The organism is Christiangramia sediminicola (assembly GCF_031344135.1).
Taxonomy (GTDB): Bacteria; Bacteroidota; Bacteroidia; order Flavobacteriales; family Flavobacteriaceae; genus Christiangramia; species Christiangramia sediminicola.
The window spans coordinates 1-21709 of record NZ_JAVJIU010000004.1 but is presented as its reverse complement, the minus strand read 5'-3'; the positions used below and the strand labels follow the sequence as shown (position 1 = coordinate 21709).

Sequence of the window (21709 nt, the reverse complement as noted above, 5' to 3'; positions counted from 1 at the left end):
AGTTATGCAAAAAGTACTCAAAGTTATTTTGGTATCTTTTCTAATCGGCATCGTTGCATGTGGGAAAGAAGAGATAGAACCACCTCCATCCCCTTATCTTGGGTATTGGGAAGTGACTTCGTTCACCTCAGATGTCGCCATGGATATCAATCAAGACGGGGTCGTTGAATATGATTTCCTTAAAGAATTGGCTGAATCCTGGTTTGAGAATAATTTGAGTGTGCACGGTGAGCATCATATATCAATTAGACAATCTACTCGAAATACTGATATATTATGGTTAAGGAGTTTTGGAATGCCTGTTGATACATACAGGCCTAGATTACCAACTTTACACATGCGAATGGGTCCTGAAGACACTCAAAAAAGTTTAACTATTAAAGATGGTCAGGTAGTATCTTTTGATATCCAGGAACCTCCATTTGACATGGATCTACCTGAGCATGCTGAAGCATTCCCCAGGTACACCTCAATTAAATTTTTAGATGAAAACACGCTGGAAACCAAGATGAATCAAAGGTTTTATGATGAAGAGGTAGAAGTGTGGAAAGATGTCAGTCTTATTGCAGTATTTTCAAAAATAACTGATCCGGACTATTTACCTCTCAGGGACTATTGATCTTTCTTAAAAATGATATAGTTGGTACGTATTAAAATGTAGATAAGCCGCTCAGATATGATCTTAGCGGCTTTTTTAAATAATCTCATTTGAATTACATAATTTCAAAACAGTTTTGTAAAAGCATTCGATACAAAAATCGACTTAATAAAATAATATAAGATTTGTCCTAAACTTTACCACCTTGGTATTCAAATTATAAGGGTAAGACAGATTAAAGCAGAATTCTAAAAACTAGTTATGCAAAACACATTAAAAATAATTGTCTCATTTTTTCTTATCGGTATTGTTGGTTGTGGAAAGGAAGATGTAGAACCACCTGAGTCCCCTTATCTGGGCTATTATAAGGTGATTTCTTTCACTTCAGATGTTGCCATAGATATTAATCAAGATGGGGTTGCTGAATATGATTTTGTTAAAGAACTGGATAAAGCCTGGTTTGAAAATGATATGAATATGATGGGAGAGCATCATATATCAATTCGGTCATCTAGTCATGGAGCTGATGTATTATGGGTAAGGAGTAATGGAATGCCTTTTGATTCATACAGACCTAATTTACCCTATTTATTCATGAGATTTGGTCCTGAAGGTACAGCCAAATATTTAACTATAGAAGATGGCCAGGTAGTATCTTTTGAGACCCAGGAAGCTCCAACTGACATAGATAGGCCTGAGTATGCCGAAGCATTCCCTAGGTACACCTCATTTCAGTTTTTGGATGCGAACACTCTTGAAACCAAGATGAATCAAAAATTTTATGATGAAGAGAAAGAGGTGTGGAAGGATGTAAGTCTTATTGCTGTGTTATCCAAAATAACTGATCCTGATTATATTCCTGTCAACTATTGACCGTTTTTAAAAAAAGCACTTATTAATACGAATTTATAATTATTCAAAAGCCGCTCTGATATGATCTAAGCGGCTTTTTTATTTAGTGTGCATGTTCGATATTTGGGATTAAACTTCCGAGAGATCTTAATTTTGAGACAACCCTTAGCTGATGGCATAGTGTTTAACGCAATTTGAATTTGAAGGAAGCATCAACAAAAGTTGGTGCCAACTCTTAAGCTAAGCTCAGGATAAGCCATTACTGAATCTATTTTGGGGTTTAAATTCATTTGCAAAATTTTTGTTTTCTAGTTCAAAAGATGTTATGACGTAAGTAATTACATTATTTTCCCAGGATTGTTTGACATCTTTTAGTTTGTTGAGTTCATCTTCAGTTCTTGAAAATTTATATTTCTCAATCAGAGCTGCGCCCTCAGATATGTATTCCTCTATTTTACTTTTGAAATCTATCCATTTGACTTTTAAAACCATAAACTAAAATTTAGCTTGTAAAGGTGGAGTAAAGAAAAACTAAAATGTGAAAATTTCATTTAAAGATGTTCACAGTTGATAGAAACTATGCTTAAAAATTTACTACGCTATCTAATGCATCATCGGCATCTTTATGTATAAAGTTTGCTTGATATTTTATTGTAGTAGTGACAGAAGAGTGTCTATAAAGCTTTTGAAGCATTTTAATAGGAATTTTATCTTCCGAAATGTGACCGAAACTATGCCGGGCGATGTGCATAGTCACCTTTTTGGTAACTTTTGCTTTTCTAGCAACACCAACTAAATATTTATTGAATTTTTTTGTAGCAGTTTTAGTCTTTGCATACACATCTTTGGCATTCTTTAAATCTGCCTTTTTCATTTCGGGAAAAACAAAATCGTTATCATTCTGTTCTTCAGACTTGTAATATTCAAGGATAGAAAAAACTTTCTCAGGTATTTTTAGGGATAGTAATTTGGCATTTTTGTTCATTCGGTAATGAAGTCTGCCATCATAAATATCTGACCATCTAATTTTGAGAACATCTGCAGCTCTAATTCCTGCAAAATAGAAACTGAATAGCCAGATATTTCGAGCGTGAGTTTCATTGTTGGTTAGATTTTTTGCAGACTCAAATGACTTTATCTCTTTCTTGGTCAATCCTATTTTCTCAGTTTCAGGAAATTTTATCCTTATCTTACCAGAGCCGAAGGGATACAATTTTCTATCTACAACATCCATTTTTATGGCCCGGTTATAAATAGTTCTAATAACTACAAGATTATTAACAACTGATCTTTCTGAAAGATTTAGTTCTTTTTTCAAGTATATCCTGAACTTTCTTAAAAAGGTTTCATTAATTTCGGGAAAGGTTAATTGTTTTGACTTATTATATTTTATCACGTGATTAACACGAGCTTTATCTGTCGAAAGTTGTGGAAGCTTTTTGTTTGCTTCGAGTTCATCAAGAAAATCTTTTGCAACTTCATAAAAGGTATTCGCTTTGGAACCTGAAAAGAGAATTTCCTTGATTTGATTCGCAGAAAAGTCCTTTTTGTCAGATTGTAAATCAAGAAGGGCTTTACTAGCTTCCAGAAGCCTGGTAGAAAGTAGATTGTTTAGTCTTTCTGAGTTAGGATTGGATTTCTTAACTCGTAAATTCTTATCATCCCAATCTTTCAAGTCAATATAGTGACCAATATAATGGTAGGTAGATTGACGGTTCTTGGTAATTCGAATTGCTAAAGGGTATAGCCCTTTTTTATTTGGTTTCTTTCTGATGACTATTTTTGCATTCGAGGACATATCTTTAAATTATAGAGTTTAAAGATAATCATTTTTGGTACAACATAGGTACAACAAAATTTGATTTTAGACCATATTAAATAGAATCAATAAAAATTAAATATTTGTTAATCAGTTGAATATGAGTGTGATTAGTGAAATTTACGGATATACACACTGGATTCAAAATCCAGTTCTTTCGGGAGTGCGGGTTCGATTCCCGCCTCGAGTACTTTTAACATATCAAATTCAATCAAAACCCCGTAAACTGCACTGTTTACGGGGTTTTTTATTTTTTATGATATCAAAAAATATCATTTAAACACGTATTAAAAGTGTCCCATTCGGTGCCCTTTTTAAAATTCAAAAACAGGTCACCGAATCAACCTTAACATATTGATATAATGGTTTTTACAACTATAATTTTTGGATTTTTTTCTTTAGATTTATCATTCAAAATATATCAATATGCAGAACTTATTATCAATTCTCTTCTATATCAAGAGAAGTAAAACTGACAAACAAGGAAAAGTGCCTATCTACATGAGAATTACTTATGATGGGAAAAGAGCTGAAGTTAGCACCATGAGAAAAGTGGAATTAAACAAATGGAATTCGAAAGCCAATTGCTTTAAAGGTCAATCGAGTGAAGCTAAATCAATAAACAGGCAACTGGATATTATGAAAAACCGTTTGTACAGTATATTCCAGAAACTTCAGGATTCCGATGAAAATATTACAGCAACTATATTGAAGGATATCTTTATAGGAAAAGACGATTTAAAAAAAGGAATTTTGCAATTATTTGAGGATCATAACTTAAGAATGGAAAAATTAGTTGATAAAGATTATTCCTTTAGAACATTGCAGCGCTACAAGACCACAAAGAAGCATTTAACCAATTTTATTTCATCTAATTATAAAGCTGATGATTTTCGTGTAAAAGATATCGACATAAAATTCATTAATAGTTTTATTTACTATCTAAAAACAGACCTCAACCTCTCTCATAATTCGGCTTTAAAATATTTAGCCTATTTGAAAAAAATTGTCCGCATTGCTGTTGCTAATGGTTGGCTGGAGAAGGATCCATTTTACAATTTAAAATTAAAGCGCCAGGTTATAGATCGAGAATTTTTAACAAAAGAAGAAATCATTAGAATAATGGAAAAAACCTTTTCCATTCAAAGAATGGAACAAGTAAGGGATGCATTTTTGTTCTCCTGCTATACCGGGTGTTCTTATTCCGATATTAAAAAGCTAACTAAACAGAATATTATTAAGGGAATTGATGGCAGCCAATGGTTAAAGTTTAAAAGAACAAAAACCAAATCCCTAAGCAGCGTTCCTCTTTTGACAGTACCGGAAGAGCTTATTAAAAAATATGAAGACTTTGAAAATCCCAAAGGTACCTTGTTACCGGTGTTATCAAATCAAAAAACAAATAGCTATTTAAAAGAAATTGCCGATGTATGCGAAATCCAAAAGAATCTCACTTTCCATGTTGCTAGACATACCTTTGCAACCACAGTAACCCTTTCAAACGGTGTTCCGATTGAAAGTGTAAGTAAAATGCTCGGGCATAGATCTATAAAAATCACTCAACATTACGCAAAAGTATTAGATGAAAAATTAAGCGAGGATATGAATAATTTGAAAAACCGAATGGCGGCATTTGAAAATAAAAGAAAGCTTAAATAGCTGATTTTCTTTAAACAACTGACTTCGAATTTCAATTTTCAATAATCCGTTCCGGGTAATCGGTAATAATTCCATCTACATTTAGTTCAATCATTTTTTTAATGGCTTCGGGCTCATTTACCGTCCACGGAATTAATTTCATTTCCATACTTTTAATAGAATCAACAAAAACAGTGTCTTTTACCAATTCATAATGTGGGCTATAGATTTCTGGCTGGAAATCGAGTAAAGCCAGATTTTTTTCAATGCCCTCAGTATATACCAAATAGGCAGTTTCCACTCTCGGATAACTTTTATGAATTTCATTTAAAATGTTTACATCAAAAGATTGTAAATTCATTTTCTCCTGAATATTCTTATTTTGGATTACCTCCATCACAAGATTCACGAATTCTTCCGGGGCTGGTTGATAATTACCATATTTATCTTCTGAACTTTTTAATTCAATATTATAGCTCACAGGCTTCAAATTATTTTCTGCTATATAAGTTTCTACAGAATCTAAAGCTTCCGATAGTAAAGGCTTGTAGGCTTTTTGTTTCTGCTGATTTGGAAATAATCGATTCCCCTTAGAGCCCGAATCAAACTTTTTAATGCTATCGTAAGGCATCTTGTAAATATTAAAGCTTTCTTGCTTGTCTTCGGAAATACTATCTCCTGAAGGGGTCAGGACATAAAGTGAATGCATAAATGGTTCGTGAGACACCACTACTTTTTTATCTTTAGAAATAACCACATCCAGTTCTATAACATCAACGCCCTTTTTTACAGCGCTTAAAAAAGCGGGAACAGTGTTCTCGGGAAAATTACCCCTATCGCCACGATGGCCCTGCACCTGTACCTGGAGCTCTTCTTCGTTTTTTTGAATTTCTGGCACTTCTTCCTGCTTATTCTTACAAGCCAGGCTAATCACCAGGAAGGAAAACAATACCGTTTTTATAATTTTCATATTCATAAATTTTAAATAAAGGCCCACCCGTAAAGATAGAGAACTGTGGGCAGGCCTTACAAACTAAACACTGGAATTAAAACTCAACTATTTAACAGGTTCTGCAATGCGATAGCTGTTGCTTGCTGCATGAACTTTTCCGAACATATCGGTAGCTTTTATTTCTATTGTATGTTTTCCGGTCTCAAGATCAGCTGGAATATTTCCGCGCCACAAATGTTCACTCTTAATAGGATTAGAAGACCTCCTACCCGGCATTAGTTCTTCGGTTAGATCCCATTCATAAACCATTTCTACGTAAGAAGGATCATATTCTTCCATATACTGCATTTCACTCCATTCCCCATCATCAATTCGGTATAGAACTTTATCACCCTCGGTTCCCATAAAGAAATTCACAAAAATTCCTGCCTTAGTTCTTCTGCCTTTAGCAACTACCTTAGGGGCAAAAACTTCCATTTGATAATTGGCTGGTTTACCGGCGACCTTATAATCTATATTATACGCGTTTCCATTGAAATTTATAAACGCGTAACCTTTAGGAGTTCCGTCCCTCATTGTTGAAATCGGGATATTATTTTCATCTAATTTTCCTGAATACCAATCTCCAGAAGTTGTCCCTACATTATAATGATGGTGTGGTTTATCCTGAATCCATCCCTCTTCCTTTCCGAAGAAATCCTGGCGTTGTATATGCGTATGGGCGGAAAGTGAAAGGGTGTTAGGAAAATCTTTTAAAAGTTCAAAAAGCCTTTCCCTATCTTCATCTCTAAAAGTATCTACACCATCGGGTTCACTTAATGGAATATGCATAGCAAGAACTACTAAATGGTCTTTAGGCACGAGCTTTAAGTCATTTTCTATAAATTGAAACTGGTCTTCTCTAAAACCTCCCCAATAACCTTTGCCATCTCGAGGATCTGGATATAAGACATCATCTAAAACAAGAAAATGCACCTTTCCGAAATTAAAAGCATAGTTAGCCGGACCAAAATGTGCCTCGTAAGTTTCATCGGAAAGCGTATCGTTTTCCACATCGAAATTGATATCGTGGTTTCCCAGTAAATTATACCAGGGAATACCCACCCGATTAACCGCTTTTATATAAGGATTAAAAAGATCAAGATCATTACCTACCAAATCACCGAGACTTAATCCAAAAGGCACATTCTCAATACCTTCTACTTCGGCTACAATACCATCCGCAAAATAATCGACTTCCTGTTGAGAATATGGTTGCGGGTCCCCAAAAATAAGCGCGGTAAAGTCCTCCTTCTCTTCTGAAGGGATTAGAGAAAAATCGACCGACCTAGGGAATTTCCCTGTAGCTGCTACCCCTTTAAACTTTAAATTAGGTGATCCTTTGGGTTTGTGGATATAGAAAAATTGGGGAAGATTATCTTCATTCTTACCAACCTTATAACCCGCAGGTTTGATTACTGAAATAATATTGTCTTGTCCTAAAGGTAATTCGTATTTTCCTTTAGCATCGGTCAATACCACCTCATGACCATTGGTAACTGCCACCTCAGCTATCCCTTTTTCCCGCCTGTCTTTTCTGCCATTTTGATTGCTATCTTCAAACACGGTACCTTTGGCAAGATTTTGTGCCGAAATGGAAAAGACTCCCAAAAGGCAAACACCTGTAATTATATATTTTATCATTCTGTTTTTTAGTTTAAAATTTACTTTCCTAACAAAACCGGTCAATAATTAACCGGTTTTTAATCATAAAATCAATGATTTGTTACCAACCTGGGTTTTGCTCTAAATTGTTATTTAGTTCCAGGTCCTCCATAGGTATTGGATAATAATAATCTTTAGTTTCATCGAAGCTTCCGCCCTCGAATAAAAGCAAATTGCCTGAAGTCCCTTCAGTAAGGGGTCTTTCATTAATATTTATGGTAGAAGACACTTCATCTGGCGCCCCGGAAGTATCACCATCATGAACATACACATCATAGTTGCCATCATTATTAAAATCGTGAGCACCTAATTCCGAAAAATATATACCCTTTATTGGTTTTTCTGCTTTTTTGCCTTCTTTCCATCTCATAAGGTCATCCCAACGCAGTCCCTCATTTACCATTTCCACTCTTCGTTCGCGACGAATTTCCAGGATCACCCCTTTGTTTGATCCTTCAATATTCTCATAAAGACTTTCCTGGTAAGGATCGGGATTAGCATTTGCTTCTGCCATATTTAAATGTGGCAAGCCTACACGATCGCGCAATTTATTAATTGACATATCTAAATCGCCCTGTGTCAATGTCCCAAGTTCTGCCTGGGCTTCAGCATAAATTAACAAGGCCTCTGCAAAACGGAAAAGGATTACATCGTTAAATGAGCCACCCGAACCCCATTGAGGGCCCTTGGGAGGTAATCCTTTTATGACTCTGTAGCCCGTTCTGGTTATATCTAAATCTACCGGCTCAAGATCCTGCGAGCCATACGTTGCAAAATCGGGTCCTGCTGTAGTTTGTGTTAGCCTGGGATCCCGGTTCTGCATCTCTTCATAAAACTCCATGGTTTCATAGCCAGATTGATCGGTAAACGGTGTTCCGTCAATCATTAAATAACTATTAACTAGTTCTTTTGTAAGCCCCCATCTTCCCTGGGTTGGCGCCGTCATCCTATAAGCCAGATCATGTGTTCTTAATCCAAATTCATAATCCACAGCTAAAATAGTTTCAGTGGTATTCTGATTTCCCATGGCAAACAGGTCTAGATACGCTTGCTCTTCACCGCCACTAGTATAAAGGGTGTAAGCGCCATTATCCATCAATTCTTTTGCTGCCGATGAAGCTTCTTCAATAAATCTTTCATAATCATTCAAGCCATGATATTTTCTAAATGTTCCTTCATGCAGAGCAATTCTAGCTTTTAGAATAAGCGCCGTATATTTTGTTATTTGATTTAATTCCTTTTCAGCGGGAATATTTTCAATGGCATAATCAATATCGGCCATAATAGAATCCATTACTAATTCTCGTGAATCCCTTGCTTTAGTTAATAATTCTTCATCGTCCTGATTGATCACTTCACTATACCATGGCACATCTCCAAATCGCTTTACTTTCTCGAAATAGAAGTAAGCCCTAAAAAATCGTGCTATTCCAGAGTATTTGGCTGTGGCCTCAGCATCATCTACCCTATTATAATTCTCTAAGAAATAGTTGATTCTTCGTAGATAGCCCCAGGACCATCCTCCGCTACCCCTGTCTGTTGGCACAATACGTGCCCCTCTTAGTCTTTCACCAGCACTTACTCCTAAAATATTGTCTGAATCTGAATCGTCTATATACACTGATTTTGTGGGTAGCACCGCATACAAATCATTTGTATAAGCCTTTAGATCGGCACCAGTATTGAAAAATTCATCTGCAGTTACTGCATCGCCTGGTGGTTGTTCGAGTATATCTGCATCACACCCTGTAATTATAAAAGGAGTGATCACTAATGTAAATACTTGAATTATGCTTCGTATTTTTTTCATTTTTATATATTAACTATTGATGTATCTGTTTTTACAATCCCTAAAATTTATAAAGCAAATTATAGGTTGATTTGGACACCTGCTGAATAAGTTTTACCCATTGGGTATAACTGTGTATTTGTAGCAGATCTTCCACTCACTCCATTGGGATTAGAATAACTAACATGAGCTCCTACTTCTTCGGGATCCAGATATTTAGTTAAACCTCCAAAGGTCCAGGTGAATATGTTCTCACCACTCACAAAAAACCTTAGTCTTTTAATATTGATTTTTTTAGTAAGTGTAGGTGGAATGGTATAACCCACCGTAAGATTTTTAATCCTGAGATAGCCTATATTTTCTAAAAAATGGTCGTTATAGTTATATGACATTCGTCCATTACTTAAAGCACTGTATGCTCTTTGTCTTTGTGGATATATTCTATTTGGATCGTTAGCATGAGCTGGATCCCATACTTTATTAAGAAGATCTTTTCTTATAAAAGATGTATAAGGTCTATGAAAGGTAGCCCAATACAGGGGACCGTTGGGATACCAATCCTGTTTAGCAACTCCTTGTCCAATAACGTTCAGGTCAAAGTTTTTCCACGAAGCATTTATATTAAATCCGAATGGGAACTGTGGCATTGCATTTCCAATAGGTACTAGATCTCCAGGGTCTTCAAGGGTATTATTTCCATTATCAATACTACCATCCCCATCAGTATCTACATATCTAAGATCTCCCCCTCGCAAGCGGTTCCAATCACTATTTGATCCATAATCAAGTATGCCTCTATAAACCCTGAAAAGATTATCTCTTCCATATTCATTTTGGAAGGTGGCAGCCTCTTCGTCTGACTGAAATTGGCCATCTACACGATAACCCCATATTTCACCTATTTGCTGACCTTCCCAAAAGGTGCTTAACAAACCGTTTGGGTTATCAAATTTTGTAATTATAGCCTGGTTATTTGAAACGTTGGCCTGTGCACTAAGGGCTAGTTTAGAACCTAACACATTAAATTCATCATTATAACCTAAGGTCGCCTCAAATCCTCTGTTCCGCATTGCTGCGTAATTCCTACGAGGTTCTGATGCTCCAAAAACTGCGGGAAGCGGTTGTCCCGGTAGATACATATCACGCGTATTACGTTCATACCATTCAACAGAGGCAGTTAGTTTATCCTCTAAAAACCCCATGTCAACGCCTACATTTGTTGATGTGATTTTTTCCCAGCCAATATTAGCCGGTAATGGAGAAGGTACTCTGGCATAATTACCCTGTTCTCCATCAAATAACCACGAGGTTCTACCCATTCCTATTAATTGCCTAAAGGTATTTACCCCTACATTCTGATTTCCTAATTTACCGTAGGATGCTTTTAACTTTAATGAGGATATTGCTTTTTCTAATGGTGTCCAAAAATTTTCTTTATCAATTATCCAACCTGCGCCTACAGATGGAAAAAGCCCCCATCGGTTTTCTTCTGGGAAGCGCGATGAACCATCGTAACGCGCGTTAACTTCCAATAGGTATTTGCCATCATAATCATAATTAAATCGTCCAAAATAACCTTGAATAGCCCATTCTAATGTGGAACCTTCCATATCAAGCATTGTAGTTCCAAAAGCAATATTAGCTTTGTCCTGGGTAAGCAGGTCTTCAATTCTCATTCCCACTCTATCACGGTCAAACTCCTCCTGATTAAAACCGAGCATTAGCTTGAAATTATGCTTATCTGCAATGTCCCTGGTATAGGTTCCATAAATGTTTATAGCAGTATAATTATCCTTCCAGCGATACTCGTTATGTCTATTTAATCCTTGTCCTTCTAACAACTCCAGCTTTTCACCAGCCAGATAACTAAATGGCTTATAGGAAAAGGTTCGATCTGTACGGTCAATACTATAATTATAATTCATATTAAGTACTAATCCCTCGATTGGCTTAAACTCTGCTCCAAGGGTATTAGTTAAATTTTCATACTGCCATTGCCGGTGTGCAGCGCCTTCTTTTAGGGCACCTAAACGTCCAACATATCCATTTCTGGTTCGACCAACACTCACACCATAACCGTCTACAAAAGCAGGGTGATTAGGAAAAAGATCACGCCATTTACTCACCCCAAATTCGTCACCCCAACCATTTTTAGTTCCTGCATATTGTTCATCATACCTGCTACTAAATCTGCTCAAGGCATTTAACTTTAACCATTTGTATGGAGTGGCACTCAATTTAAGCTGTAGATTATAACGTCTCATTTCCGAATCCTGGATATTCTGAATTTTTTCGCGCTCATAGCTTCTTGCTGAGATAACCCCGGTTAATTTATCAGAGCCACCAGAAACAGAGATATTATTTATTTGGTGTGACCTACGATCTTTGAACAAAACATCATAGAAATCGGTATTTCCAAAAAACTTATAGGTGCCATCCGGTTGTTGCTCATAAAAAGGTTCTCTTTCACCATTACCAACTTGTTCGGCAATTTCCCAATCATCATCTTCATAACATACATAACAACCGCTATGATATGAGCCGATTGCATCATCGACCCATCTTGCATAGGTAGCTGGATTAGTTACAAAGTCAGTACGAGCAATATTTGTGGTAAAACCAGTATTGTTAGAGTACTGGACATTAAATTCACCTGCCTCTCCAGATTTAGTAGTGATCAGCACCACTCCAAAAGAACCTCGTGCACCATAAATTGCTGCCGCTCCAGCATCTTTTAAAACAGTTACACTTTCAATGTCATTTGGATTTATATTGGCAATATCCCCTTCTATACCATCTACGATAATAAGAGGAGACCCTCCATTTATAGAATTAAAACCACGAATATTTATTTCGGGAGTTTCGGAAGGATCACCACCTGATGACGACCTAATATTCAAACCGGGTACAGTTCCCTTCAGAGAACTTGCTATATCTGCCGATGGTCGAGTTACAATGTCGCCAATCTCTGCGGTACTAACCGAATTAACAACATTTTCTGATTTTTGAGTACCGTAACCCACAACCACAACTTCGTTGAGGCTTTCTGAATCCGGAACCATTGTTATTTCAAACCTGGATCGAGACACAACAGTAACTTCTTTTGACTTATATCCTAAAAAAGAAAAAACAAGAATTGTGTCCTGGCCCGATACTCTTAAGGTAAACTCTCCATCAAAATTAGTGATTGTTCCTTTAGAAGATCCTTTAATTTGTACAGTTACTCCCGGCAAAGGCAATCCGGTTTCATCTAGAACTTTTCCTTGAATATTTTGTTGAAAATCAACGGGTTCAGGTATTGTCCCCGTATTAAAATTGGAAGCAAAAGCTTCCGAGAAAATCAATAGAAAGCATATGATATATACTTTCCTTAAAAAAAAATGTATTTTTGTATCCATTACAAGTGGCTATAAATTAATTGTTTGTAGTCTTAATTAAGCCCATTCTGTTGCAGCAGAGTGGGCTGTTTTTTTTGGCTAATTCAAAGGCTTATCTTTTCTTATAAAATTTTTTTTAGAGTTAGATTCTAGGCGTTATTAATTTGATTGTAAAACTATAAGTTGCTTTCTCCGTGAAGATTTTTTTATGTTTAAGTTTATATTACCTAAATTTTAAATTAGCTAAAAAAGGGTTGGCAGAAAATCTAAACAGTTTGACTATTTTGAATCCATCAAGAAGGATCGACTAAATATTAAGCTAGGTTTTCTTAACCTGCCGCAATTCTCCATTAAATTGCTTTTTTGAAGGGTATAGCTCTTAAAAAAAATAGCTTAAAACGATAAAAAATTTACTTTTTTCATCTTAAGCATTTTCCTTTTGCATTCCAGTTAAAACTTAGTGCAGCTCAGGATGAATAAAAAGTGCTATGAATTTTATTTACTTCTTCCAGCGCCATCGCATTACCTTTTGATGCCATTCAATTTCAAGTTTTGAAATTATATAGGAGTTATAAATAGCAAAGCGCTTTATGCACTCCGGTTAATTTCAAAGCTTGTTTTTTAGCAGCAAAAAGTAATGCGGTGTAAGAAAGACTATAAAAAACACTGAAATCCTGATCGGTAAATTTAAGTTAACCGCAGCGGACTTAAACCAAAAAGCTTCCAGAAGTCTCTTATTTACGAATTTCTTTGCAGAGCTTTTTGGCTCGTTTACAAAATTAATTGAAATAAATCTCTTTTACGCAAATGGGGTTTTTACTGAATGAAGGGAAGTAGACTAAGTGGCTTATGAAATGAATAATTCTCATTCCAATATTCATGTTTTTCGTTTGTCATAGACCAAACGATACTAAAGTTGCCAGAGACTATTCCAACTCTGCGATTAAAGCAAAATGGTTGATTTTATTTGCCTCTTTTATCAAAAAAAACCGCCGCATTTCAATTATGTGACGGTTTCTTCAGCTAAGACAAACTAAATTATTGAAATTATTTAGCTATATTTTCAGGTAGAAGAACGAATTGTGAATAATTAGCTTCCGTTAAATATTCCTTTGCAAGTTCCTGAAGTTCATTTGAGTTTAATTCGTCTGCAAAACAATTAAAATCTGGAATGCTAGAAGGATCAAGGTCATACCTATAAACTTCTTTAAGTTTCATAGACCAGTAACTATTGTAATCTAAACCTTCTTTTCCTCTTAATCGCAAGGCTTCTTTAACCTTATGCAAATCTGCTTCAGTTACTCCCTCTTTTCTAATCTTATCTAATTCTGAGTGTACCGCTTTAATAAGTTCTTCTACATCATCTGGAGATGTTGTAAAATCAATACTATGCCGATACCAGTTATAAGGTATTTCACTGGCATATGAAGCGACTCTCACACCGTAAACGCCTCCTCTATTCTCCCTTAATTCTTCATATAACCTAAGCCTTATCACGTGAGACAATGCACTTAATAAATCTTTTTTTCTAATAGAAAAATCAAATTTACCCGTATATCTAAGATGTACTTCTGCTTTATCCTCCTGGCCCTTATAAAATGTTTCATTATTTCCCTGGGTATAACGCAATTTAATGTCTTTGCTTTTTTGCTTTATATTCCCTGATGGTAAGCTAGCAAGGTAGGTTTCAACGTAAGGTTTTATAGAATCCAGCTCAAAATTTCCAACAATAAAAAAGGTGAACCCTTTGGCAGAAGCAAAACGTTTTTTATAAAAATCGTAAGCTTTATCCAAATCTAATTCCTCCTTAACTTGTTTTGATTCTACCGGAGTAGCCCTAAGATGATTATCAGTCATTTTGACAGCTATTTTTTTACGGAAATAACTATATGGATTAAGTTCATTGTTTTTATACGCTGAAACCCTTCTGTCTTTGAAAACTGAAAAAGCAGCTTCATCTTTATTAGGACTGGTGAAAGAAAGATGCGTCATTTTTAACATCGTTTCAAAATCCCTTGTTGAACTCTCTCCAGAGATTAATTCTTCATAAAAATTGATATAACTTTTAACAGAGGCAGTTTTCCCCATATTCAGCTTTCTCAGACCACTCTCTGAAATATTATTTAAACCACTTTGATTGATTATATCTCCGGCAAACCTAGCAGAAATATAATCTTTATCCGGGGCTAAAGAGCTACCTCCGGGACGCACACCACTAAGGTTTATTACATCATTTTGTAATTTTGTAGGCTTCAAAACTACTGTTACACCATTTGATAATTTCCATTCGGTAACATTGATCTCTTTATTATAAGAAGAGCTCTTAACCTTTCCCGGCTTTGGCGTCCAGGACATTAATTCATCTACTTTTAAATCATCTTCATAAGCTTCTAACTTCAAATCTTTTATTGATTCAAACCAGTGCACCAAAGTTTCTTCTTTAGGAAGTTCTAGATCCTCTTTTTCTGGACCGGCAAGTACTAAGCTTATGTTTTCATCACCTATCCATTCCTCACTTACCGCATTTATCTCTTCTAGCGTAATTGTAGGAAGTTGAGTTTTATAAAACTCGTAAGTAAATTCACTACCGGGAATAGGTTTATGCTCTATAAAATGCTCTATATAATCTTCAACATATGCACGAGAATTGATTTTTCCTTCTTCCTTTCTAATAAGATTCGCACTATTAAGCAATTGCTTTTTATAGCGATCTAATTCGCTTTGTTTAAAGCCATAACGTTTAGCTCTCTCACTTTCCTTAAGTGTAGCAATAATCCCTTCTTTAATATGGTCTTCTTTAAGCGTAGCACTTACAAAATAGGAATCCTTATCTGCAAGAAAATCTCCTATTCCTCCTTTTATTTCAATAACCGGAGCTACTCCCTCTTCCCTGGCCTCTTCCAATCGTAGATTTAACATACCAGTATACAGCCTATTAATAAGAGCTGTACGATAATCCCCTAGAGTTTCAGTATTGTTTTTCTGCTTCTTATAGTAAGCGAAGAATTTAAGAGAAGATACTTCAGGATCGGTAAAAATCCCGGCTTTTAGTTCTTCATTATCAGGTATGCCATAATGAGTTCTTTGTTTAGGATTAGGTGGATTTTTTAAGTCTCCAAAATTTTGTAGTATTTTTTGTTTGGTTTCTTCCACGTCAATATCTCCAACAACCATTAAGGCCATTAGGTCTGGTCTATACCAATCCCTATAAAATTTTCTAAGTTCTTCGTAATCAGCATTAAGAATAACGTTCAGTTTCCCAATAGGAAGCCTTTTAGCATGCCTGGCATTATTAGTAATTAATGGCACATAGCTATTAAAAAGTCGGCGAGAGCCTATAAGTCCACTTCTCAGTTCTTCGGCTATAACGCCACGTTCCTCATCAATGTCTTTTTCTGCCAAAGTCATCCCATCACTCCAATCTCTTAAAATTTCAATACCCTTATCATAAACCTCATCATCATCTGTAGGCAACGTAAGCTTATAAACGGTCTCATCAAAACTGGTATGGGCATTGAGATCGGCACCAAAAAGAACACCCAGATTCTCCAGGTAATCGATAAGTTCGTTTTTTTTAAAATTTCGAGTCCCATTAAAGGCCATATGTTCAAGAAAATGGGCAAGACCTTGTTGTTTTTCGGTTTCTAATACCGAGCCTGCATCTATAACAAGCCGTAATTCTGCTTTATTTTCTGTTTTAGGATTGTGTTTAATATAGTAGGTTAATCCGTTATCCAATTTACCAATACTTATTGAGGGATCTATAGGAATCTCTTTGGATAGGTCTTGGGCAACCAGGTTCGTTAGGACACAAAAAAGCAGTATCCCTGTAAGGAATTTTAATTTACTCATAAAATTTATGTTTAAAAAATGATATTTATAAATGCCGAAAAGTCTAATTCAAATCTCCAGAATAGAGAGGGTATTAGATCGATAACCGAGATTTCAATACACCGAGGCGTAGCTTAAAGATTCTCTATTTAATACCTCGCGGCAAGCTCGCGAGGTATTGACTTTTTAGGCAATATTTTTATTAGTAACCAGGATTCTGGTCTGAAAGGTTTAATTCTGAATTTCCAAAAATTTCATCTTCAGGTATTGGCAAAATGAATTGATCTTCACTTGTTATTTCTGGTTTCAGCTCCATAATCTTATTAAATCTAATTGCAGCAAACCATTCGGAACCATTTTCAAAGGCAAGTTCTCTCACATATTCCTGAAAGATCTCCTCTTTTACGGCCTCAATAGTGGTAGCTTCAGAAGTTGCTAAACCTGCTCTTAAGCGAATTTCATTAAGTGGTTCCTGAATATCTTCAAGTGCAGCATTTTCAAATGCTAAAGCTTCGGCCTTAATTAAATACATCTGGGCCAATCTAAGAAAATAGGTAGGTCTATATGTTTCTTCATTATTCACTTTCAGAATTTTAAGACCCTCATAGGTAAACTCCTGTCTTGGGTCTCCTTCCATCATTTCAGGATACCAGGTGTTACCGGTTCTCCCAGAATAAAATCGCTTTCGGTTATTGTCTTCAGTGTCTGAATCTGGACTTCTATGGGTAAGAAGAATAATTTCCGAAGAATTTAATCCATTATTAAACACAGCTGGAAAATCTGGCTCCAACTGTCTTACCTGGCTTTCTATAACCTCATTTGCAATACTGGCTGCACCACTATAGTTCCCCATAAACAAAAGCACACGTGCTTTTAGTGCTTTAGCCGCTGTTTTAGAAGCCCTATGGTTTACCGAAAAATCTGGAGCATTGACCATGGCATAATCTAAATCTGACAAGATCTGATCATAAGTAGCGGCCACGCTGCTTCTAGCTTTATTACGAGAAACAAAGTTTACCGGTTCTGTACGGATAATAATTCCATATTCGCTATCTAAATCGTAGAACTGACCAAAATACCTTAATAGATCAAAGCTACTCATTGCTCTTAAAAAATGAGCTTCTCCAATAATTTCTGACTTGGTGTTCCCCGAAAACTCTTCATCAGGCAATTCCTCTACAAGAGCTATGGTATTATTAGCCGCATCTAGTACTTTGTACTTAATTTGCCAAAAGTTTTTCAATTCACCATTGTCAAAAAGAACGTTGTTGGTTACAAAAGCTGAATTTCCATCACCAAAACCAATGGAGCTCATAGAACCGCTAAGGGCAGCGGGAACTAACTCTGAATACATATAATAATGCGGACTTGAGAAAGAAATTATGGTACTGTAAACACCATTCAATAGTGCCTTTGCGTCATTTTCATTTTTCACCACATTCTCAGGAACCAGATTATTTGGTGGATCCTGATCCACGACATCGGTCAGTTCACAAGATGCCATTAGAAATATTGATAATATAGGTATTATTATTTTTTTCATCATATAGTTTTTAAAATCCAATTTTCACTCCTGCGGTAAACACTCTAGATATAGGATACCTGTTATTGTCTCTTCCTGCACTTATATCGTTATTATATAAGTTGGAAGCTTCAGGATCTGCACCAGGGTAGTTGGTAAAGGTTAATAAGTTTTGTCCGGTAACGTATACAGCGGCACTGTTTAAAAACCCAAACTTGTTCAAAGTTTCATTCGGAAAAGAATATTGAAGATTCACAGTCTTTAAACGTAGGTACGAAGCGTCATATACATAATAGCTGGAAATTCGATCGTTGTTATTTGGGTCTCCATAAACCACTCTTGGTTGATCGGTTGGATTTTCCGGAGTCCATGCATTAAGTACTTCAGTGGTTTTATTTTCACCGAAATATGAATTAGCAAAATTTATAGATCTTGCCTGGTTGAACCAGTGTAAATCATTACCAACTGAAAAATTGAATAAGGTAGAAAGTGAAAAACTTTTATAGGTAAAAGTATTATTAAAACCACCGAAGAAATCAGGTTGGGTATCACCAATAACCTCTTGGTCTAATGCATTCACCACACCATCATTGTTAAGGTCTGCAAAACGAAGGTCACCTGGAGACGTCCCGGCCTCTTGATAATTTCCGGTGGGAGAATTAGCATTAAGCGCATCAATCTCACCTTGTTCCTGGAAAATTCCTTCAGAGACATAACCGTAGATAAGTCCTATTGGGCTCCCTTCCTTAAGTAAGCCTCCGCCTCCAAAGCCGGTAACAAAACCATCTTCATCCTTAAAATCATCAGAAATTTCGGTTAATTTATTCGTGTTTTTATTGGTATTTAAGCCAAGGCTCCAATTAAAACTATCTGATCTAATTATATCAGCTCTTATCTCAAACTCAAGACCTTTGTTACTGGTACTACCTACATTGGCCTGTACAGAAGAAAAACCTGTGCTACCGGGACTAATAGCTGTAAAAATAGCATCCTCGGTATTCTTTTCATAATAACCAACAGTACCACTAAGCCTATCTTCAAATAGGGAATAATCTACCCCCAAATCAAATTGTTTGCTGCGCTCCCATTTTAAGCGGTCATTTCCTAACTGGTTAAGAACAATGGCTGGCATGTCTCCATAATCATCTGTTGCGTAAAGCGTTCTCCACTGGTAAGGAGAAAAATCTTGTTGCCCCGTAACACCCCAGCTAGCCCTTAACTTAAGCTCATTAATTGTATTAGAGTTTTCAAGAAAAGCCTCTTCTGAAAGTCTCCATCCCAATGCTGCAGCAGGAAAAAAAGCGTGGGTATTTTCTTTGGCAAATTTAGAAGAGCCATCTACCCTGGCCGATAAACTTATTAAATATCTGGAATCATAATTATAATTGAATCTTCCAAAATAAGACTCAAGACCATAAGCCGTCTTATTAGAGGAAGCATCCCTGCTTACAGTAGCGCTGGAAATATTAGTAAGCACGTCGTTGAAGTAACCGGTTCCCCAGGCTTTAAGCAAAGAGGTTTTATTTTGCTCAAATGAAGCACCAATAACTGTATTTATTTGATGAACTTCGTTAAAGACTTTGTCATATCTTAATGTATTTTCCCACATAAGGTTGGAAAACTTACTGGAACTCTGTTGGGCATATCCATCCCCATCTCCTGTAAAACTACTCCACCCACCTCTAAAGGTGTATTTTGGATAGAAACTTTTTTGGGAACCATTATTGTAATTTAATGCAATAAGTGATTTTGCCGTTAAACCATCGGTAATTTCCAATTCTGCAAATAGAGAAGTAAGAAGTAAAAGGGTCTGGTTATTATTGGTGGCCTTAGCTAAGGCCGCTGGGCTTTCGCTTGCGTAACCCTTGGAAAAAGAATAATTTCCATCAGTATCAAAAATTGGCAAATCTGGCCTAAAGACGTACATTCTATCAATTAATGATCTATCAAGCGCATCCTGGTCTGTATAAGAAATACTAGATTGAACTCCAATATTCAATGCACTGTTAACTTTAGTGTCCAGATTAAGTTTAAATGAATACCTATCGAAATTTGATCCTTCAAAAGCACCCTCCTGTGTATTGGCTCCTATTGCTGAAAAATACCGGGTGTTTTCACTACCGCCCTGCACACTTAAATTAAAATCTGAAGTTACCGCGTTAGAAGGAGAAAGTACTTCTTCCCAATTGGTATTAGCGTTTCCAAAATAGGAACCATCTAAAACGCTTTTTGTATAAGAATTATCTAAAACACCGTTTTCTACCGCTGTAACAGTGAATGCTTTAAATTGTTCTGGGTTTAAAACATCCAGGGTTTTAGCTTCCTGTGAGCTTAGAGAATAATCTATATTAAATCGGGGAGCCTGGGAAAAGCTTCCAGACTTGGTTTCAACTATTATCACCCCATTAGCAGCACGAGAACCGTAAATAGCCCCGGCAGATGCATCTTTTAATACTGTAATAGAAGCAATATCATTCGCATTAATATTTCCTATAGGTGTATTTAGACCTTGCACCTCAAGCACTCCCCCCAGTCCCTGGCCTTCTCTACCACCAACTGGAATATTACTATTAGGCACCACCGGAATACCGTCAATTACATACAGAGGTTGATTTGAACCTTGTAAGGAGGTTGTACCTCTAATTCTAATTCTGGCAGGTGCTCCTGGTTGCCCAGTTGCTCCAGAAACATAAACTCCTGGGATTTGACCTTGTAAAGCCTGATCTAAACTTATTGTAGGAGATTGCATCTGGATATTTTCCATATCTACTGTACTAACAGCACCTGTTAAATTCTGTCGTTCTGTAGTTCCATATCCCACCACTACAACTTCATTAAGGTTCCCTAAATCCGCCTTAAGCATAATTTCATAGAAAGTCTTCTCTGTTACCTCAACTTCTTTACTTTCGTATCCTATAAAAGAAATATTTAAAACAGCTTCATTTGGAACCGTTAGGCGAAATTCACCCTCAAAATTAGCGGTGGTCCCACGCTTCATTCCTTTAACAGTAATTGTAGCCCCTAATAAAGGAATTCCCTTTTCATCTAATACCTTTCCGCTAATTTCCCTTTGTTGCGTTTGTAACACTTTAGGAGTAGTCTTTACTTCAGCAGTTTTCCTGGTTAAAATTATTTGCTTCTTTAAAATTTCGAAATTGATATCCGTATTCTCGAACAAAATCTCAAAAACAGCTTTAACCTCCTGATTTGAAACTTTTAAAGAAACTTTTCGATCTAAATCAATTATAGAATTTTTATAAAAGATGTTATAGGAAGTCTTTGCTTCTATCTCTTCAAACACCTGTCCCAGAGATACATTTTCTAGATTAATTGATACCTTATCCTGTCCATAAGTACTGGCATTAATAGGTAGTAGAGAAAGCATGAAAAATAAAAAGGAAAGTTTAACCGATAACCTTTTACACTTTGGTTCGGTAGCTCCGAACAAAGCTAATATTTTTTTCATAATTTTGTTATAGTTTAAGAATTGAGAAAATTTTTTCTGATTCTCCGCAAACACACCTAATATTTTTAGTATATTAGCGCTCAAAAAGCAGGGATTATGAACATATTCAGTTTTACGGCTCATTTCGGTTCGGAGGAAGATTGTCGTTTGCATTTCAAGGA

General features: G+C 36.1%; 12 protein-coding genes and 1 tRNA gene. 4 read left to right on the top strand and 9 right to left on the bottom strand.

What is annotated here, in order from left to right; translation table 11 throughout:
* The first annotated feature begins 4 nt into the window (after nt 1-4).
* Nucleotides 5-619: a hypothetical protein gene (locus tag RE431_RS10635; RefSeq protein WP_309561963.1), complete on the top strand. Its 615-nt coding sequence runs from the start codon at nt 5-7 to the stop codon at nt 617-619.
* Between the two features lie 240 nt (nt 620-859).
* Nucleotides 860-1471 carry a hypothetical protein gene (locus tag RE431_RS10630; RefSeq protein ID WP_309561962.1) on the top strand — a complete coding sequence of 204 codons (612 nt, stop codon included), beginning with the start codon at nt 860-862 and terminating at the stop codon, nt 1469-1471.
* Between the two features lie 225 nt (nt 1472-1696).
* On the opposite strand, the gene RE431_RS10625 is transcribed toward RE431_RS10630, so the two are convergent.
* Together RE431_RS10625 and RE431_RS10620 are read right to left on the bottom strand one after the other, a co-directional pair.
* On the bottom strand, nt 1697-1942 hold the full coding sequence (locus tag RE431_RS10625) for a hypothetical protein (protein WP_309561961.1): 246 nt from the start codon (nt 1940-1942) through the stop codon (nt 1697-1699).
* A 91-nt stretch (nt 1943-2033) separates the two neighbouring features.
* Nucleotides 2034-3248, bottom strand: coding sequence for a phage integrase SAM-like domain-containing protein (locus RE431_RS10620; RefSeq protein WP_309561960.1), 1215 nt, complete (start codon nt 3246-3248; stop codon nt 2034-2036).
* A 133-nt stretch (nt 3249-3381) separates the two neighbouring features.
* Between RE431_RS10620 and RE431_RS10615 the strand changes: the two genes are divergently transcribed.
* A tRNA-Leu gene (locus tag RE431_RS10615) sits at nt 3382-3452 on the top strand.
* Between the two features lie 243 nt (nt 3453-3695).
* The gene (locus RE431_RS10610) at nt 3696-4928 is read left to right on the top strand and encodes a site-specific integrase (protein ID WP_309561959.1); all 1233 of its coding nucleotides are present in this window, start codon (nt 3696-3698) and stop codon (nt 4926-4928) included.
* 31 nt (nt 4929-4959) lie between these two features.
* On the opposite strand, the gene RE431_RS10605 is transcribed toward RE431_RS10610, so the two are convergent.
* From RE431_RS10605 to RE431_RS10575, 7 genes are all read right to left on the bottom strand, one after another.
* On the bottom strand, nt 4960-5877 hold the full coding sequence (locus RE431_RS10605) for a glycerophosphodiester phosphodiesterase family protein (RefSeq protein WP_309561958.1): 918 nt from the start codon (nt 5875-5877) through the stop codon (nt 4960-4962).
* Nucleotides 5878-5964: 87 nt separating this feature from the next.
* Nucleotides 5965-7542 carry a calcineurin-like phosphoesterase C-terminal domain-containing protein gene (locus tag RE431_RS10600; RefSeq protein ID WP_309561957.1) on the bottom strand — a complete coding sequence of 526 codons (1578 nt, stop codon included), beginning with the start codon at nt 7540-7542 and terminating at the stop codon, nt 5965-5967.
* Between the two features lie 82 nt (nt 7543-7624).
* Complete coding sequence (locus tag RE431_RS10595; RefSeq protein WP_309561956.1) at nt 7625-9373, bottom strand: RagB/SusD family nutrient uptake outer membrane protein; 1749 nt, start codon at nt 9371-9373, stop codon at nt 7625-7627.
* Between the two features lie 59 nt (nt 9374-9432).
* On the bottom strand, nt 9433-12696 hold the full coding sequence (locus RE431_RS10590; protein ID WP_309561955.1) for a SusC/RagA family TonB-linked outer membrane protein: 3264 nt from the start codon (nt 12694-12696) through the stop codon (nt 9433-9435).
* A gap of 1080 nt (nt 12697-13776) precedes the next feature.
* Nucleotides 13777-16581 (bottom strand): M16 family metallopeptidase, encoded by a 2805-nt coding sequence (locus RE431_RS10585; protein WP_309561954.1) that lies wholly within the window; start codon nt 16579-16581, stop codon nt 13777-13779.
* Between the two features lie 181 nt (nt 16582-16762).
* Nucleotides 16763-18103: a RagB/SusD family nutrient uptake outer membrane protein gene (locus tag RE431_RS10580; RefSeq protein ID WP_309561953.1), complete on the bottom strand. Its 1341-nt coding sequence runs from the start codon at nt 18101-18103 to the stop codon at nt 16763-16765.
* 10 nt (nt 18104-18113) lie between these two features.
* Nucleotides 18114-21548: a TonB-dependent receptor gene (locus tag RE431_RS10575; RefSeq protein WP_309561952.1), complete on the bottom strand. Its 3435-nt coding sequence runs from the start codon at nt 21546-21548 to the stop codon at nt 18114-18116.
* Between the last annotated feature and the right edge of the window lie 161 nt (nt 21549-21709).

Excerpts from the sequence above, each read along its gene's own strand:
- RE431_RS10575 (WP_309561952.1), bottom strand. The coding sequence starts at position 21,548 with ATGAAAAAAATATTAGCTTTGTTCGGAGCTACCGAACCAAAGTGTAAA.
- RE431_RS10610 (WP_309561959.1), top strand. The coding sequence starts at position 3,696 with ATGCAGAACTTATTATCAATTCTCTTCTATATCAAGAGAAGTAAAACT.
- RE431_RS10580 (WP_309561953.1), bottom strand. The coding sequence starts at position 18,103 with ATGAAAAAAATAATAATACCTATATTATCAATATTTCTAATGGCATCT.
- RE431_RS10600 (WP_309561957.1), bottom strand. The coding sequence starts at position 7,542 with ATGATAAAATATATAATTACAGGTGTTTGCCTTTTGGGAGTCTTTTCC.
- RE431_RS10595 (WP_309561956.1), bottom strand. The coding sequence starts at position 9,373 with ATGAAAAAAATACGAAGCATAATTCAAGTATTTACATTAGTGATCACT.
- RE431_RS10620 (WP_309561960.1), bottom strand. The coding sequence starts at position 3,248 with ATGTCCTCGAATGCAAAAATAGTCATCAGAAAGAAACCAAATAAAAAA.
- RE431_RS10585 (WP_309561954.1), bottom strand. The coding sequence starts at position 16,581 with ATGAGTAAATTAAAATTCCTTACAGGGATACTGCTTTTTTGTGTCCTA.
- RE431_RS10635 (WP_309561963.1), top strand. The coding sequence starts at position 5 with ATGCAAAAAGTACTCAAAGTTATTTTGGTATCTTTTCTAATCGGCATC.
- RE431_RS10605 (WP_309561958.1), bottom strand. The coding sequence starts at position 5,877 with ATGAAAATTATAAAAACGGTATTGTTTTCCTTCCTGGTGATTAGCCTG.
- RE431_RS10630 (WP_309561962.1), top strand. The coding sequence starts at position 860 with ATGCAAAACACATTAAAAATAATTGTCTCATTTTTTCTTATCGGTATT.
- RE431_RS10625 (WP_309561961.1), bottom strand. The coding sequence starts at position 1,942 with ATGGTTTTAAAAGTCAAATGGATAGATTTCAAAAGTAAAATAGAGGAA.